Origin of the sequence: Streptomyces sp. NPDC021115 (assembly GCF_044333065.1) — a bacterium.
Lineage (GTDB): Bacteria > Actinomycetota > Actinomycetes > Streptomycetales > Streptomycetaceae > Streptomyces.
In genome coordinates this window covers 568,979-583,551 of record NZ_JBIRQF010000004.1, presented here as the reverse complement: position 1 = coordinate 583,551, position 14,573 = coordinate 568,979, and the positions used below count along the sequence as shown (strand labels likewise).

General features: G+C 70.6%; 11 protein-coding genes. 5 read left to right on the top strand and 6 right to left on the bottom strand.

All coding sequences use genetic code 11. The features are described from left to right. Positions 1–16 precede the first annotated feature (16 nt). On the bottom strand, positions 17–469 hold the full coding sequence (locus ACH4TL_RS16710; RefSeq protein ID WP_398314636.1) for a hypothetical protein: 453 nt from the start codon (positions 467–469) through the stop codon (positions 17–19). A 167-nt stretch (positions 470–636) separates the two neighbouring features. On the opposite strand from ACH4TL_RS16710, the gene ACH4TL_RS16705 reads away from it, so the two are divergent. Together ACH4TL_RS16705 and ACH4TL_RS16700 are read left to right on the top strand one after the other, a co-directional pair. After that, positions 637–1,140 carry a SigE family RNA polymerase sigma factor gene (locus ACH4TL_RS16705; protein ID WP_398314635.1) on the top strand — a complete coding sequence of 168 codons (504 nt, stop codon included), beginning with the start codon at positions 637–639 and terminating at the stop codon, positions 1,138–1,140. Further along, the gene (locus tag ACH4TL_RS16700; RefSeq protein WP_398314634.1) at positions 1,130–1,726 is read left to right on the top strand and encodes a hypothetical protein; all 597 of its coding nucleotides are present in this window, start codon (positions 1,130–1,132) and stop codon (positions 1,724–1,726) included. The genes ACH4TL_RS16705 and ACH4TL_RS16700 overlap by 11 nt, the downstream gene beginning before the upstream one ends. Positions 1,727–1,784: 58 nt before the next feature. Here the strand turns inward: ACH4TL_RS16700 and ACH4TL_RS16695 are convergent, their stop codons facing one another. Genes ACH4TL_RS16695 through dnaK form a run of 4 tightly spaced genes read right to left on the bottom strand, consistent with a single transcriptional unit; the run spans position 1,785 to position 6,029 of the window. Then, the gene (locus ACH4TL_RS16695) at positions 1,785–2,270 is read right to left on the bottom strand and encodes a heat shock protein transcriptional repressor HspR (RefSeq protein WP_398314633.1); all 486 of its coding nucleotides are present in this window, start codon (positions 2,268–2,270) and stop codon (positions 1,785–1,787) included. A 4-nt stretch (positions 2,271–2,274) separates the two neighbouring features. After that, entirely contained in the window at positions 2,275–3,459 is a 1,185-nt protein-coding gene (dnaJ, locus tag ACH4TL_RS16690; RefSeq protein ID WP_398314632.1) for a molecular chaperone DnaJ, read from the bottom strand. A gap of 45 nt (positions 3,460–3,504) precedes the next feature. Further along, positions 3,505–4,164 (bottom strand): nucleotide exchange factor GrpE, encoded by a 660-nt coding sequence (grpE, locus tag ACH4TL_RS16685; protein WP_398314631.1) that lies wholly within the window; start codon positions 4,162–4,164, stop codon positions 3,505–3,507. Next, positions 4,161–6,029: a molecular chaperone DnaK gene (gene dnaK, locus ACH4TL_RS16680; protein ID WP_398314630.1), complete on the bottom strand. Its 1,869-nt coding sequence runs from the start codon at positions 6,027–6,029 to the stop codon at positions 4,161–4,163. Before dnaK ends, grpE begins: the two co-directional genes overlap by 4 nt. Positions 6,030–6,311: 282 nt before the next feature. Here dnaK and ACH4TL_RS16675 point away from each other — a divergent pair, with 282 nt between their 5' ends. Beyond that, positions 6,312–8,576 carry a (Fe-S)-binding protein gene (locus ACH4TL_RS16675; protein ID WP_398314629.1) on the top strand — a complete coding sequence of 755 codons (2,265 nt, stop codon included), beginning with the start codon at positions 6,312–6,314 and terminating at the stop codon, positions 8,574–8,576. 59 nt (positions 8,577–8,635) lie between these two features. Here ACH4TL_RS16675 and ACH4TL_RS16670 read toward each other — a convergent pair whose 3' ends face one another. Then, positions 8,636–11,401: a SpoIIE family protein phosphatase gene (locus tag ACH4TL_RS16670; RefSeq protein WP_398314931.1), complete on the bottom strand. Its 2,766-nt coding sequence runs from the start codon at positions 11,399–11,401 to the stop codon at positions 8,636–8,638. A gap of 585 nt (positions 11,402–11,986) precedes the next feature. On the opposite strand from ACH4TL_RS16670, the gene ACH4TL_RS16665 reads away from it, so the two are divergent. Continuing rightward, positions 11,987–13,459 carry an FG-GAP repeat domain-containing protein gene (locus ACH4TL_RS16665; protein ID WP_398314628.1) on the top strand — a complete coding sequence of 491 codons (1,473 nt, stop codon included), beginning with the start codon at positions 11,987–11,989 and terminating at the stop codon, positions 13,457–13,459. Between the two features lie 127 nt (positions 13,460–13,586). Beyond that, positions 13,587–14,534, top strand: coding sequence for a Yip1 family protein (locus ACH4TL_RS16660; RefSeq protein WP_398314627.1), 948 nt, complete (start codon positions 13,587–13,589; stop codon positions 14,532–14,534). Positions 14,535–14,573: the final 39 nt, after the last annotated feature.

The window sequence follows — 14,573 nt, the reverse complement described above, 5'->3', positions numbered from 1 at the left end:
TCAGGCGATCAGGTGCTCAGCGGTCGGACGAGCGGTACTCCGCCACTTCCCGGGCCTTCTCGGCGCGCGTCTTCGCCTCGCGCTCTGTCATCTTCGTGATGGCCCCGGCCCTGGCCTTCCGTGCGCGGGCCCGCTCCTGGGCCCGGGCTTCGGCACCGTTCTTGCCCGCCGCCACGGCCCTCGCCCGCTGCGCGCGGGCCTGCTTCTCAGCCGTCGAGGCGGTCCTCTTCCGCTGCGCGAGGGCCCGCTTCTGGGCCTCGGTGAGCGAGGGCGTGCGCGACTCGGCGGCGGCCTTGGCCTTCCGTGCCTCCGACCGCTTCGCCACGTCCTGGGTGGAGTGGGAGGTCGGGGCGGCGTTGGCCTGCGACTCCACTGCCAGGAGCAGGCCGCCGAGCGCGAGGGCACTGACCGTGGCGGTCTTGAGCTTCGTGGCTGTCTTGCTCGCCTTGCGGCGTCCGGCGTGGCGCATGGGGTTTCCTTCGCTGTGGGTCCGACTGGGACATGGCGAATACGCCGCACGGCGCCCCCGCGGCGACAGCCGATCCCGGTGATACAGGTCACAGCGGGGCGCTGTAGCGCGGAGCGGGCGCCGGTGCGTCGTCCCTTGCGGGGATTCGACGGGAAGAGGGGCGATGGGTGGGGCGGGAAGAGGAGTTCGACGTTTTCTACGCACGGGCCTATCCCAGGCTCGTCCGGCAGCTCTACGCGATGACCGGAGATCTCCCTGAGGCCCAGGACGTCGTCCAAGAGGCGTTCATCAGGGCCTGGGGCCGGTGGGAGCGGTTCTCGGGCGCCGCTTCACAGGAGGCGTGGATCCGCACCACTGCCCGGCGGCTCGCCGTATCCCGGTTCCGCCGCGTGCGGCGCGGCGTACAACTGCTGCAACGCCATCACGAACACCGGAACGTGGAAGGCCCCTCCCCCGAGCACGTCGCCCTCATGGACGCGCTCAAAACGCTTCCGAACAAGCAGAGAACCGTGATCGTTCTCTACCATCTGTGCGATCTGAGCGTCGAGCAGATCAGCGCCGAGACGGGCTGGCCGACGGGCAGCGTCAGGACGTGGCTGGTCCGTGGCCGGACGTCGCTCGCTCACTACCTTTCCCCCCTGCCGGACAAAGAGGTAGACCATGTCGGATGAGCGCCGGATCGAAGCCTGGTTCACCGAGAACGCGACGGCACTCGACGAGGTCCGGATCGAGCGGGCCCTTTCCGGGCGGGAAGTGCGGCGGCGAAGCGCCGGGCGGCGCAGGCGGCGCGTGCTCACCGCCGCTGTCGCGGCCGTCGCCGTGACGTCACTGGCGGGAGTCGTCGGCTGGAAGGCCATGCGGCCGGCACCCTCAGCGGTGGAGCCGGCCCGTCCGGGGGAAAGCCCTGACATGGAACGAGCCCAGGAGAAACTGCGCTCGTACTACGCCGCCCTGCCGGACGCCCTGGCCTCCCGGGAGCCGGCCTCGCGCGCGAAGCTGTCGAAGCTGATGGCCACGCACTTCACGCCGACCGCGCTGAGAGCCGAGGTGATCCGCAAGCGTACGGCGACGGCCAGCCCGGCGGCCACCTGCGGGCCGGTGGACGCGGACACCACCTTCACCGTCGGCGGCCTGCGCCGTACGGGCGCGGACACCATCCGTGCGCGCGTCACCAGCAGCGGCGGACCGGAAGCGATCGACGTCTCCTTCGACCTGCGCGTCATGAAGATCTCGAAGTGGAGTTGCCCGGACAAGTAGAACGGCCCGGCGACCGAAGAACGGTCGCCGGGCCTGTCACGCCGAAGATCAGGAGACGCTAGTCCCTGCGCTTGGGCTTGGGACGCCACACGACCAGCGCGCTGCCCTGGTGGACGTCCTGGTAGGGGACGAGGTCACGGCGGTACGAGGCGTGGACCTGGGCCTCACGCTGCTGCATCGCCGCGGCCGCGCCCTCGACGGCCGACTGGAGCTCGGCGACGCGCGACTGGAGCGCGGCGACCTGGTTCTCCAGTTCGATGATGCGCTTGATCCCGGCGAGGTTGATGCCCTCGTCCTGGGACAGCTGCTGCACCTGGCGCAGCAGCTCGATGTCGCGCGCGGAATACCGCCGGCCGCGGCCGGCGGTGCGGTCCGGGGAGACCAGACCCAGGCGGTCGTACTGACGCAGGGTCTGCGGATGCAGGCCGGAGAGCTGAGCGGCGACCGAGATGACGTACACCGGCGATTCGTCGGTCAGCTCGTACGGATTGCGGGATCGGCCGGGTCCCCTGCCTCCGAGGCCCCCTCGGCCGTGCGTCTCCATCGGGTCATGCTCCCTTCGCGGCCTGGAACAGCTCCGCCCGCGGGTCGTCGCCCGCGGTCGCCTCCCGGTAGGACTCCAGCGCCTCGCGAGCCGATTCGCTGAGGTCCTTCGGCACCGTCACCTCGACGGTGACCAGCAGGTCGCCGCGGGTGCCGTCCTTGCGCACCGCGCCCTTGCCGCGGGCGCGCATCGTCCGGCCGCCCGGCGTACCGGCCGGCAGCTTCAGGGTGACCGGCGGGCCGCCCAGCGTCGGGACCTTGATCTCGCCGCCGAGCGCCGCCTCCGGAAGGGTGACGGGGACGGTGACGGTCAGGTTGTCGCCGCGTCGGCCGAAGACCGGATGCGGGTCCACATGGACGATGACGTAGAGGTCACCGGCCGGACCGCCGGTCTCGCCCGGGGCGCCCTTGCCGCGCAGCCGGATCCGCTGCCCGTCGCTGACACCCGCGGGGATGCGGACCTGCATGGTGCGGGCGGAACGGGCCCGTCCGCTGCCCTTGCAGGTCTCGCACGGGTCCTGCGCGATCAGGCCGCGGCCCCGGCACTCCACGCACGGGTCGGTGAGCGAGAAGCCGCCCCCGCCGCCCCGGCTGACCTGACCGGTGCCGACGCAGGTCGGGCAGACCCGCGGGGTGCCGTTCTTGTCGCCGGTGCCGGAGCACGTCTTGCACGGGGCCTGGCTGGACATCCGCAGCGGAACGGTGGCCCCTTCGACGGCCTCGGTGAAGCTGAGCGTCACCTCGGACTCGATGTCCTGGCCGCGCCGCGGCTGGGTACGGGTGGCCCCACCGCGGTTGAAGAGACCGCCGAACACATCGCCGAGCCCGCCGCCGAAGCCGCCCGCGCCCGCCCCACCGGGGCCGCCCTGGGCGCCGCCGAAGAGGTCGCCCAGGTCGAAGTTGAAGCTTCCGGTGGAGCCCGCCCCGCCCGGCCCGGGGCGGAAGCCCCCGTTGCCGAACAGGGAGCGGGCCTCGTCGTACTCCTTGCGCCGCTTGGGGTCGCCGAGGATGTCGTTCGCCTCGGAGATCTCCTTGAAGCGCTCCTCGGCCTTGGCGTCGCCCTTGTTGGCGTCCGGATGGTACTCGCGGGCGAGCTTCCGGTACGCCTTCTTGATCTCCGCCTCGGTCGCGTCCTTGGGGACGCCGAGAACCTTGTAGTAGTCCTTCTCCACGAAGTCCTTGGTGCTCATCCCCGACGTCCCTCCTCTCCTGATGGTCCTGCAGTCACCGTCGCGTCAGCCCTCTTCCGGGCCACCGCTCTCCTCGTCCGGCGCCGTGCCGTCACCTTCGCCCGGGCCCTTGGGCGAGGCACCCGGCTGGGGCTCGGCGACCGCGACCCGCGCCGGGCGGATCGTTCGTTCGCCGATTCGATACCCCGGCTGGAGAATCTGCACGCACGTCGTCTCGGTGACGTCCGGTGCGTACGAGTGCATCAGCGCCTCGTGCACCAGCGGGTCGAAGGGCTCGCCCTCCTTGCCGAACTGCTGCAGGCCCAGCTTCGCCGCCACCGTCTCCAGCGATTCGGCGACGGACTTGAAGCCGCCGACGAGCTCGCCGTGCTCCCGCGCCCGGCCGATGTCGTCGAGCACGGGAAGCAGCTCGGTCAGGAGGTTCGCTACGGCGACCTCCTTGACCTGCACCCGGTCCCGCTCGACCCGGCGCCGGTAGTTCTGGTACTCGGCCTGAAGTCGCTGGAGGTCGGCGGTCCGCTCGTTGAGGGCGGTACGCACCTGGTCCAGCTGCGCCTGAATGGCTACCTGCTCGAGGTCCCCGGCCGGGGCACCCGGGCCCGCCTTGTCGGCGGACCCGGCGCCCTTCGCCGCGTCGTCGGGGGTCTGCGCGGCTTCGGAGGGGACGTCGGGCTGCTCCTCGAAGCCCGGGGTCTCCTCCGTCACGCGGCACCACCCTGGCCCTTGTCGGCCTTCTCGTCGTCGACGATCTCGGCGTCCACCACATCGTCGTCGGCCTTGGCCTGAGCGCCCTCGGCACCCGCCGCACCGGCGGCACCGGCCTCGCCCGCACCGGCCTCGGTGTTGGCGTACATGGCCTGGCCCAGCTTCTGGCTGACCGCGGCGACCTTCTCGGTCGCGGTGCGGATCTCGGCGGTGTCCTCGCCCTTGAGCTTCTCCTTGAGGTCGGTGACCGCTTCCTCGACCTCGGTCTTGACCTCGCCCGGGACCTTGTCCTCGTTGTCCTTGAGGAACTTCTCGGTCTGGTAGACCAGCTGCTCGGCCTGGTTGCGGGTCTCTGCGGCCTCGCGGCGCTTGTGGTCCTCCTCCGCGTACTGCTCGGCCTCGCGCATCATGCGGTCGATGTCGTCCTTCGGCAGCGCGGAGCCGCCGGTGACGGTCATCTTCTGCTCCTTGCCGGTGCCCAGGTCCTTCGCCGCGACGTGCATGATGCCGTTCGCGTCGATGTCGAAGGTGACCTCGATCTGCGGCACCCCGCGCGGGGCCGGCGGCAGCCCCGTCAGCTCGAACATCCCGAGCTTCTTGTTGTACGCGGCGATCTCGCGCTCGCCCTGGTAGACCTGGATCTGCACGGACGGCTGGTTGTCCTCGGCCGTCGTGAAGATCTCCGAGCGCTTGGTCGGAATGGTCGTGTTGCGCTCGATCAGCTTGGTCATGATGCCGCCCTTGGTCTCGATACCGAGGGACAGCGGGGTGACGTCCAGCAGCAGGACGTCCTTGACCTCACCCTTGAGCACACCGGCCTGGAGGGACGCGCCGATGGCGACGACCTCGTCCGGGTTGACGCCCTTGTTGGCGTCCTTGCCGCCGGTCAGCTCCTTGACGAGCTCCGCGACGGCGGGCATCCGGGTCGAGCCGCCGACCAGGACCACGTGGTCGATCTCGGACAGCGAGATGCCCGCGTCCTTGATGACGTTGTGGAACGGGGTCTTGCAGCGCTCCAGCAGGTCCGAGGTCAGCTGCTGGAACTGCGAGCGGCTGAGCTTCTCGTCCAGGTGCAGCGGGCCCTCGGCGGAGGCCGTGATGTAGGGCAGGTTGATGGTGGTCTCGGTCGAGCTGGACAGCTCGATCTTCGCCTTCTCAGCGGCCTCGCGGAGGCGCTGGAGAGCCATCTTGTCCTTGGACAGGTCCACGCCGTTGGCGTTGTTGAACTGCTTCACCAGGTAGTCGACGACGCGCTGGTCCCAGTCGTCACCACCGAGGTGGTTGTCACCGTTGGTGGCCTTGACCTCCACCACGCCGTCGCCGATCTCCAGCAGCGAGACGTCGAAGGTGCCGCCACCGAGGTCGAAGACCAGGATGGTCTGGTCGTCCTTCTCCAGCCCGTAGGCGAGCGCGGCGGCGGTAGGCTCGTTGACGATACGCAGGACGTTGAGGCCCGCGATCTCACCGGCTTCCTTGGTCGCCTGGCGCTCGGCGTCGTTGAAGTACGCCGGGACGGTGATGACCGCGTCAGCGACCTTCTCTCCCAGGTACGCCTCGGCATCCCGCTTCAGCTTCTGCAGGATGAAGGCGCTCATCTGCTGCGGGTTGAAGTCCTTGCCGTCGAGGTTGACCTTCCAGTCAGTGCCCATGTGGCGCTTGACCGACCGGATGGTCCTGTCGACGTTGGTCACCGCCTGGCGCTTGGCCACCTCGCCGACGAGTACCTCGCCGTTCTTGGCGAAGGCGACGACGGAAGGCGTGGTCCTGGCGCCCTCGGCGTTGGTGATGACGGTGGGCTCACCGCCTTCGAGAACACTGACGACGGAGTTCGTCGTACCCAGGTCGATGCCGACCGCACGTGCCATTTCGCAATCCTCCAGCTACAGCATTGAGTGGAACAGACTCAAGCGTGCATGATCAATTTTTCGCTGTCAACAGACCTGAGTCGTGACGACTCAACTTTTATATGAGCCTTACGCCCAAGGGGGCTCGTCAGGGGGTCGTCAGGGGGTCGCCAGGGGCCCGCCGGGCGATGCAAATCACCGGCCGGTCGACTACATGGGGGTGCACCCGGACGGGTAATGTCAGTCAAGACAAATTAAGTTACTGCTTAGTAATACCCACACTCGCAGGTTCGAGGAGCCTCCATGCAACTCGCCGCGATCATCGTGTCGCTGGTCCTCACCGCGGTCGGCGTTGCCCTGCTCGGCCGGGCCGTCGCGCAATTCGTACGGTTCTTCAGGCTCGGCGCGCCGGTCCCGGCGGGCACCCGGACCGACAACCCCTGGCAGCGCAGCGTGACGCTGGTCCGGGAGTTCCTCGCGCACACGCGGATGAACAAGTGGGGTGTCATCGGCATCGCCCACTGGTTCGTAGCGGTGGGCTTCCTGACCCTGCCGCCGACCATCATCAACGCCTACGGCCAGCTCTTCCAGGCGGACTGGACGCTGCCGATCGTCGGCGGCTTCCTCCCGTACGAGCTCTACATCGAGTTCATCGGCACGATGACCACGCTCGGCATCGCGACCCTGATGGTGATCCGGCTGCTGAACCTGCCCAGCCGGGCGGGCCGCAAGTCACGGTTCGCGGGGTCCACGGCCTGGCAGGCGTACTTCGTCGAGTACGTCATCCTCGTCATCGGCCTGGCCATCATGGCGCTGCGCGGCCTCGAGGGCGCCCTGCACGGCGTCGACCACTACGAAGCGGCGTACTTCGCCTCGTATCCGCTGGTGGCGCTCTTCAAGGGCCTCAGCCTGGGCACGCTCCAGAACCTGACCTACCTCTTCGCGATGATCAAGCTCGGCACGACCATGATCTGGATGATCGTGGTCAGCACGAACATCGACATGAGCATCGCCTGGCACCGCTTCCTCGCCTTCCCCAACATCTGGTTCAAGCGCGAGGCCGACGGGGACGTGGCGCTCGGCGCGCTCCAGCCGATGACCTCCGAGGGTCAGCCCATCGACTTCGAGGACCCGGACGAGGACGCCCAGTTCGGTGTCTCGCAGGTCGAGCACTTCTCCTGGAAGGGCATCCTCGACTTCTCCACCTGCACCGAATGCGGCCGCTGCCAGTCGCAGTGCCCCGCCTGGAACACCGGCAAGCCGCTCTCGCCGAAGCTGCTGGTCATGGCGCTGCGCGACCACAGCCACGCCAAGGCCCCGTACCTGCTCGCGGGCGGCGGCAAGGACGCCGAGGGCGAGGAGAAGGCGACCGAGGAGCAGCTCAAGGACGTACCCGCGAGCGCGCTGGCCGAGGCCGAGCGCCCGCTGATCGGCACCCTCGAGGAGAACGGGGTCATCGACCCGGACGTGCTGTGGTCCTGCACCACCTGCGGCGCCTGCGTCGAGCAGTGCCCGGTCGACATCGAGCACGTCGACCACATCGTCGACATGCGCCGCTACCAGGTCATGATCGAGTCGTCCTTCCCCAGCGAGGCCGGGACGATGCTGAAGAACCTGGAGAAGAAGGGCAACCCCTGGGGGCTGGCCAAGAAGCAGCGGCTGGCATGGACCAAGGAGGTCGAGTTCGAGGTCCCGGTCGTCGGCAAGGACGTCGAGGACCTGACCGAGGTCGACTACCTGTACTGGGTCGGCTGCGCCGGAGCCCTGGAGGACCGCGCCAAGAAGACCACCAAGGCCTTCGCGGAGCTGCTGCACATCGCGGGCGTCAAGTTCGCGATCATGGGTGGCGACGAGGCGTGCACCGGTGACTCGGCCCGCCGTCTGGGCAACGAGTTCCTGTTCCAGCAGCTCGCTCAGCAGAACGTCGAGATGCTGAACATGGCCTTCGGCGAGGATGCTGACGAGGGCGTCGTGGTCGAGAAGGCGAAGAAGAAGATCGTCGCGACCTGCCCCCACTGCTTCAACACCATCGCCAACGAATACCCCCAGCTGGGCGGCCACTTCGAGGTCATCCACCACACCCAGCTGCTCCAGCACCTCATCGACGAGGGCAAGCTCGTCCCCGTCACCCCGGTCGAGGGTCTGATCACCTACCACGACCCCTGCTACCTGGGCCGCCACAACAAGGTCTACACCCCGCCGCGCGAGATCATCGCCAAGGTGCCGGGCCTGCGGAACGAGGAGATGCACCGCCACAAGGAGCGCGGCTTCTGCTGCGGCGCGGGCGGCGCGCGCATGTGGATGGAGGAGCGGATCGGCAAGCGCATCAACAACGAGCGCGTCGACGAGGCCCTGTCGCTCAACCCCGACATCGTCTCCACAGCCTGCCCGTTCTGCCTGGTCATGCTGACGGACTCGGTCAACGGCAAGAAGAACGACGGCAAGGTCAGCGAGGCGCTCCAGGTCGTGGACGTGGCGCAGCTGCTGCTCGACTCGGTGAAGACCCCCGCCGAGCCGGAAGGCGACGGTGAGTCGGAGGAGGCCCCGGAGCCCGCACCGGTGAAGTAACCCGCTGAGCTGCGAACCGAGGCCCGCCCGCGCACCGCGCGGGCGGGCCTCGCGTTGTACTACTGCCGCTTGCCGTTCTTCGGCAGCGTCTGCTCCGTCCAGATGACCTTGCCCTCCGCCGTGTACCGGGTGCCCCACCGGTCGGCGAACTGCGAGACCAGGAACAGCCCGCGGCCGCCCTCGTCCGTCGTCGCCGCGTACCGCAGATGCGGTGAGGTGCTGCTGTTGTCGGACACCTCGCAGATCAGGCTGCGGTCGCACAGCAGCCGCACCCGGATCGGGCCGGTCGCGTAGCGGATCGCGTTGGTGATCAGCTCGCTGAGGATCAGCTCGGTCGTGAACGCCACGTCCCCCAGCTCCCACTGCGCGAGCTTCCCCGCCACCGCCGCCCGCATCCCGGAGACCTGCGAGGGGTCGGCCGGCACCTCCCAGTCGGCGATCCGCCCCGGCTCCAGCACCCTCGTACGGGCGACGATGAGCGCGATGTCGTCGCTGGGGCGCTCGGGCAGCAGCGCGTCCAGCACCGCCGTACAGGTCTCCTCCGGGGTGCGCCCGGGGTGGGTCAGGGCGTCGCCCAGCATCTCCAGCCCCGTCTCGATGTCCCGGTCGCGCTTCTCGATCAGCCCGTCCGTGTAGAGCACCAGATGGCTGCCCTCGGGCAGCTCCAGCTCCTCCGTCTCGAACGGCAGCCCGCCCAGGCCCAGCGGCGGGCCCGCGGGCAGATCCAGGAACTCCACCGTGCCGTCCGGGCTCACCACCGCGGGCGGCGGATGCCCTGCCCGGGCCATGGAGCAGCGCCGGGTCACCGGGTCGTAGATCGCGTACAGACAGGTGGCCCCGATGATCACCTCACCGCCGCCGTCGCCGTCCGCGAGGGCGCTGTGGCCCTCGTCCTGGTCGATGCGGGCGATCAGATCGTCCAGATGGGACAGGATCTCGTCGGGCGGCAGATCGAGGGTGGAGAAGTTGTGCACCGCGGTCCGCAGCCGCCCCATCGTGGCCGCCGCGTGCAGCCCGTGGCCGACGACGTCGCCGACCACGAGCGCCACCCGGGCGCCCGGGAGCGGGATGACGTCGAACCAGTCGCCGCCGACGCCCGATTCGGCGGGCAGATAGCGGTACGCCACGTCCAGCGCGTTCTGCTCGGGCAGCACCCGCGGCAGCAGGCTGCGCTGAAGGGTGACGGCCATGGTGTGCTCGCGGGTGTAGCGCCGGGCGTTGTCGATGCTGACGGCGGCCCGGGTGACCAGCTCCTCGGCGAGCGAGACGTCGTCATCCTCGAACGGCTCGGGCTTCTCCGCGCGCAGGAAGCTGGCCACGCCCAGCACCACGCCCCGGGCCCGCAGCGGGACCGTGATCATCGAGTGGATGCCACAGTCGACGATCTTCCGCGCCTGGTCGGGGTCCTGCTCCTGCCAGCCGCCGTGGTCGCTCAGCACCGGGACGACCGTGACGGCGCCGGTGCGGAAGCCATGGGCCTGCGGCGCGTTCGGCGTGAAGCGGATCAGCTTGCCGAGCGGGTAGAACGGCACGTCGTCGCGGATGCCGCTGAGCGCCGTACGCCGCAGGGGCGTGGGGCCGCCGTCCGCGCTCCCCCCGCCCCCCATGCCCTCGTGCGGCTCCTCGCCGCGCAGGACCGAGTCCGCGAGGTCGACGGAGACGTAGTCGGCGAAGCGGGCCACCGCGTACTCCGCGAGCTCCTGTGCGGTGCGCACCACGTCCAGGCTGGTGCCGATGGACACGCCCGCGTCGTACAGCAGCTTCAGGCGGTTGCGCGCCAGGTCGACCTTGCCGGTCAGCGCGCGCAGCTCGGTGGTGTCGCGCAGGGTCGCGACGCTGCCGGGCGGGCCGCCGTTGCGGTCGGTGGGGCGGTGGCTGACCGACAGCAGCCGCTCCCCTGCCGTGTGCACCTCGTCGGTGGCGGGGCGCCCGGAGACCAGCAGCTCGGCCGTGTACGGATCGAAGCCCAGCTCGGCGACGAGGCGGCCCTCGGCGTCCGGGGGCAGGGCGAAGAGACGGCGCGCCTCGTCGTTGGCCAGCACCAGGCGGCCGTCGCCGCTGACGATCAGCACGCCCTCGCGCACGGCGTGCAGCACCGCGTCGTGATGCTCGTACATCCGGGTCATCTCGGCCGGGTCCAGGCCGTGGGTCTGCCGCCGCAGCCGCCCGGTGACCAGCGCCGTGCCCACCGTGGCCAGGATGAGCGCGGCCGCGGCGGCGCCGAAGAGCAGCGGCAGCTGGTGGTTGGCAGCGCCGCTCACCTTCTTGATCGTGATCCCGGCCGAGACCAGGCCCACGACCTTCCCGCGGCTGTCGAAGACGGGCACCACGGAGCGCACGGAGAGGCCGAGGGTGCCGGTGAAGGTCTCCGTGACCGTGCGGCCCTTCACCGCGCCCTCGATGCTGCCCATGAAGTGCTTCCCGATCCGGTTCGGATTGGGGTGGGTGTAGCGGATCCCGTGGGGCGACATGGCCACGACGAAGTCGACGCCGGCACCCTTGCGGGCCCGCTCGGCGAGCGGCTGGAGCGCGGCGGTCGGATCGGGGCCGCGCATGGCGGCGGCGATGCCGGGCGCGTTCGCGAAGCTCTCGGCGACGGCCATCGAGCGGTTACGGGCCTCGCGCTCGCTGTCGTACCGGGACTGGAGGACGAGCGCCACCACGGCGGCCACGACCAGCAGCACCACGACGACCACTTGGAGGACGAAGACCTGGCCCGCGACCGTACGGAAGCCACGGACCGGACGGCGGCGCGAACGGCGGCCCCTGCGGCCCAGGAGCCCGCGCCCCTCGTACCGCTCGCGCGCCCGCCGCGCCGGGTCCATCCGGCGCCCCTCGCCCTCGTGCGGCGTGCCGTCGCGCCCGTTCCCCTCGCGCGCATTCCGCTGGCGGCGGGGGCCCTGATGGCCGCGCTGATTCCGCCAGTCGGTCATGGTCCGGGCCAAGGGGATCCGTGATCGACCGAAAAGTCCGGCCATGTCGTTATTTCTAGCACCCTCGTGCTGTGGCGGGCGAGCGGCATTCGCCGCTGCCGGCCGGCGACTCCCGTCCGACATCGCGCCTACACCCCGCTCGCACCCTCCAAGGGTCTCGGTACCTCACCCGTCACTGCTGCATCGTGCGATACGCACATGGCTGCCCCCGGTCGCCCGCTTCGAACATGTACCGATCCTGGCCGTGAAGTATCCCTTCTCACAACAAGGTTGCGGATCCCCGTGGATCCCTGTCGATCCCCTGTGGATGCCTACAGGATCATGCCCCACCCATGGGCAGGTAAATGTCCTGGACGGCCCTTGTACACCAAAGGTCATCTTTACAGTCAAGCGGACTGATCACTCCCGGAACCTCCCGAACCCCTCCGGACTCCGATCGGGTTGCCGCGAACACGCCCCATGGGTTAGGGGTGACCGATGACGCCCGCGCCTCGCCCCACGAGACCCCTCGGCCGCACCGCCCTCACGACCTTCGGGGTCTGGGCCGGTGTGCTCGCCCTGCTCAGCGGATGCGGAGCGGGCGCCTCCGACGACGGGCCACGGGAGCGGCGCGCGTCCTCGTCCGCGGCCTCGCCCTCATCCGCGACCGCCCCCGTCCCGCGCGGCAAGGGCAGCAAGCTGCCCGACGACGTCAACGGCGACGGCTACCCGGACCTCCAGCTTCCGGTCCCGCCCCGCAAGCGGGGCCTGCCCAGCCGGATCGCGTTCGTCCACGGCTCGGCCGACGGCCTCCGCCCCACCACCCGCACCGTCCTGCGCCGGGCCGACCTGGGCCTGCCCGCCGACGACGTCGCCGTCGCGGGCGCGACCGAGGTGGCCACCGCCGACCTCGACGGCGACGGCTACGCCGACGTCACCACCACCGGCGGCGAGCGGCTGAGTGCCGCCGAGGCCGAGCGCACCCGCGCCACGGTGCGGACCGCCCCGTACATCGCCTGGGGCAGCGCCGGCGGCCCGCCGCACGCCCGCTCCGCCGCCCGCGTGCAGCTCACCGGCCCCACCGACTCCGTCGACCCGGCGCGCCCCACCGTCGGCGACTTCAACGGCGACGGCCACCACGACCTGGCGGTGGTCCGCGCGGACCGCCGCTCGTTCCTCGTCCTGTACGGGCCGTTCGACCGCGCGGGACAGGCCGCCAGGACCGTGCCGTACCGCAGCCCGTTCCGCGGCGGGCACGCCGAGATCGGCGACCTCGTCGCCGACCGGATCCACGGCGACCGCCCCACCGACCTGGTCGTGCACGGGCTCAGCGCCGCCACCCAGTCCGGCTCCACCCTGCTGGACGCGGGCCCGCGGGGGCTGCGCCACACCGGCCGTACGCTGCGCAAGGGCAACTCGATCACCTTCGGCGACTTCAACGGCGACGGCCGCCGCGACCTCGCGGTCGGCGCCAGCGGCACCCGCGCCGACGAGGGCGGCGACGCGACCGAGAAGCCGGACATCGGCCGCACGGTCAGCGTCTACTACGGCACCGCCACCGGCCGCGTCGTCCGCTCCTCCCCCTCCCTCCCGGTGCCGGGCATGTCGGGGACGATGGTGGCCGCCGACACCGACGGCGACGGCTCCGACGAGCTGGCCGTCCCGCTCGGCTCCGGCGGCGCCGCGCTGCTGGCCCCGCGCCCCGGCCGTACCGCCGCCACCGCCCGTCCCACCCTCACCCGCACCGTCCCGGCCCGGATGGACGGCAAGGCCGTACGCCCCGACGAGCGCGCCGCCCGGCTCTACGGCGCGGCGGACTTCGATCACGACGGCAAGGACGAGATCGTGCTCGCCTGGGGCCCCGGCATCGCCTTCTCCCTGTACGGCGAGCGGCCCGAGCGCTGGTGGATCACCAACGGCGCCTCCGACAAGATCACCTTCTCCAGCAGGCCCTTCGCGGCGGCCCTCTAGCACCAACCCCCGTCGCAGCGGGGGGATAACCCCCCGGGGTCCCCCTAAGGGATGTCACAGCTCGGCAGCAATGCCGGGCCTGTCCCCCCGCTCCGGCACCCCACCCTCCGCGACCGGGTACGTTCGAATGGTGGCTGGATTCAGGATCGGACGCGGACGGGACTCCCACTCCGCGCAACAAGGGCAGCAGCAGCGACCGCAGCAGCCGCCGCACGGGTCGCAGGACCCGTACGGCCGCACGCAGCCGCAGTGGCAGCAGCCCGCTACCCAGGGAGAGCCGGAGTACTTCGGCAGCCAGGACCCGTACTACGGACCCGGCGGTGGCCAGGCCCCCGACCAGGGCTATGGCGACGGTGGCGGATACAGACCGGGCCCCGGCGGCCCTGGCGCGTACGCCGACAACAACTCCGGGCATACGCAGGCGTTCAGCGTGGGCGAGGCGCCCGACGCGTACGACCCGTACGGCCAGGGCCCCGGTTCGTACGACGACGGCGCCACCTACCGCGCCGGCTCCTCCACCGCCCCGCCCGCCGGGCCCCGGCTGCACTGGAAGCAGCTGCTCAGCGGCATCGTGCTGCGCCCTGCGCCCACGTTCTGGCAGATGCGCGACTACACGGTGTGGGGCCCGGCCCTCATCGTGACGTTCATCTACGGCCTGCTCGCGGTCTTCGGCTTCGACGACGCCCGCAAGGACGTCCTGAACGCCCCGATGGCCAACAGCATCCCGTGGATCCTCAGCGCGGGCGTCGCCGTCGTGATCAGCGCCCTGGTGCTCGGCGCGGTCACCCACACCGTCGCCCGCCAGCTCGGCGGCGACGGCACCTGGGGACCGACGATCGGCCTCTCCATGCTGATCATGTCGATCACCGACGCGCCGCGGCTGCTGTTCGCGCTCTTCCTGGGCGGCGACAGCCCCCTGGTGAAGGTGCTGGGCTGGGTGACCTGGCTGGCGGCGGGCGCGCTGTTCACGTCCATGGTCAGCAAGTCGCACGACCTGCCGTGGCAGAAGGCGCTGGGGGCGTCGGCGATCCAGCTGATCGCGCTGCTGTCGCTGCTGAAGCTGGGAACGCTGTAAGCAAGGGGCCCGTCACCGGGCCCCTCCGATTCTTCCCTT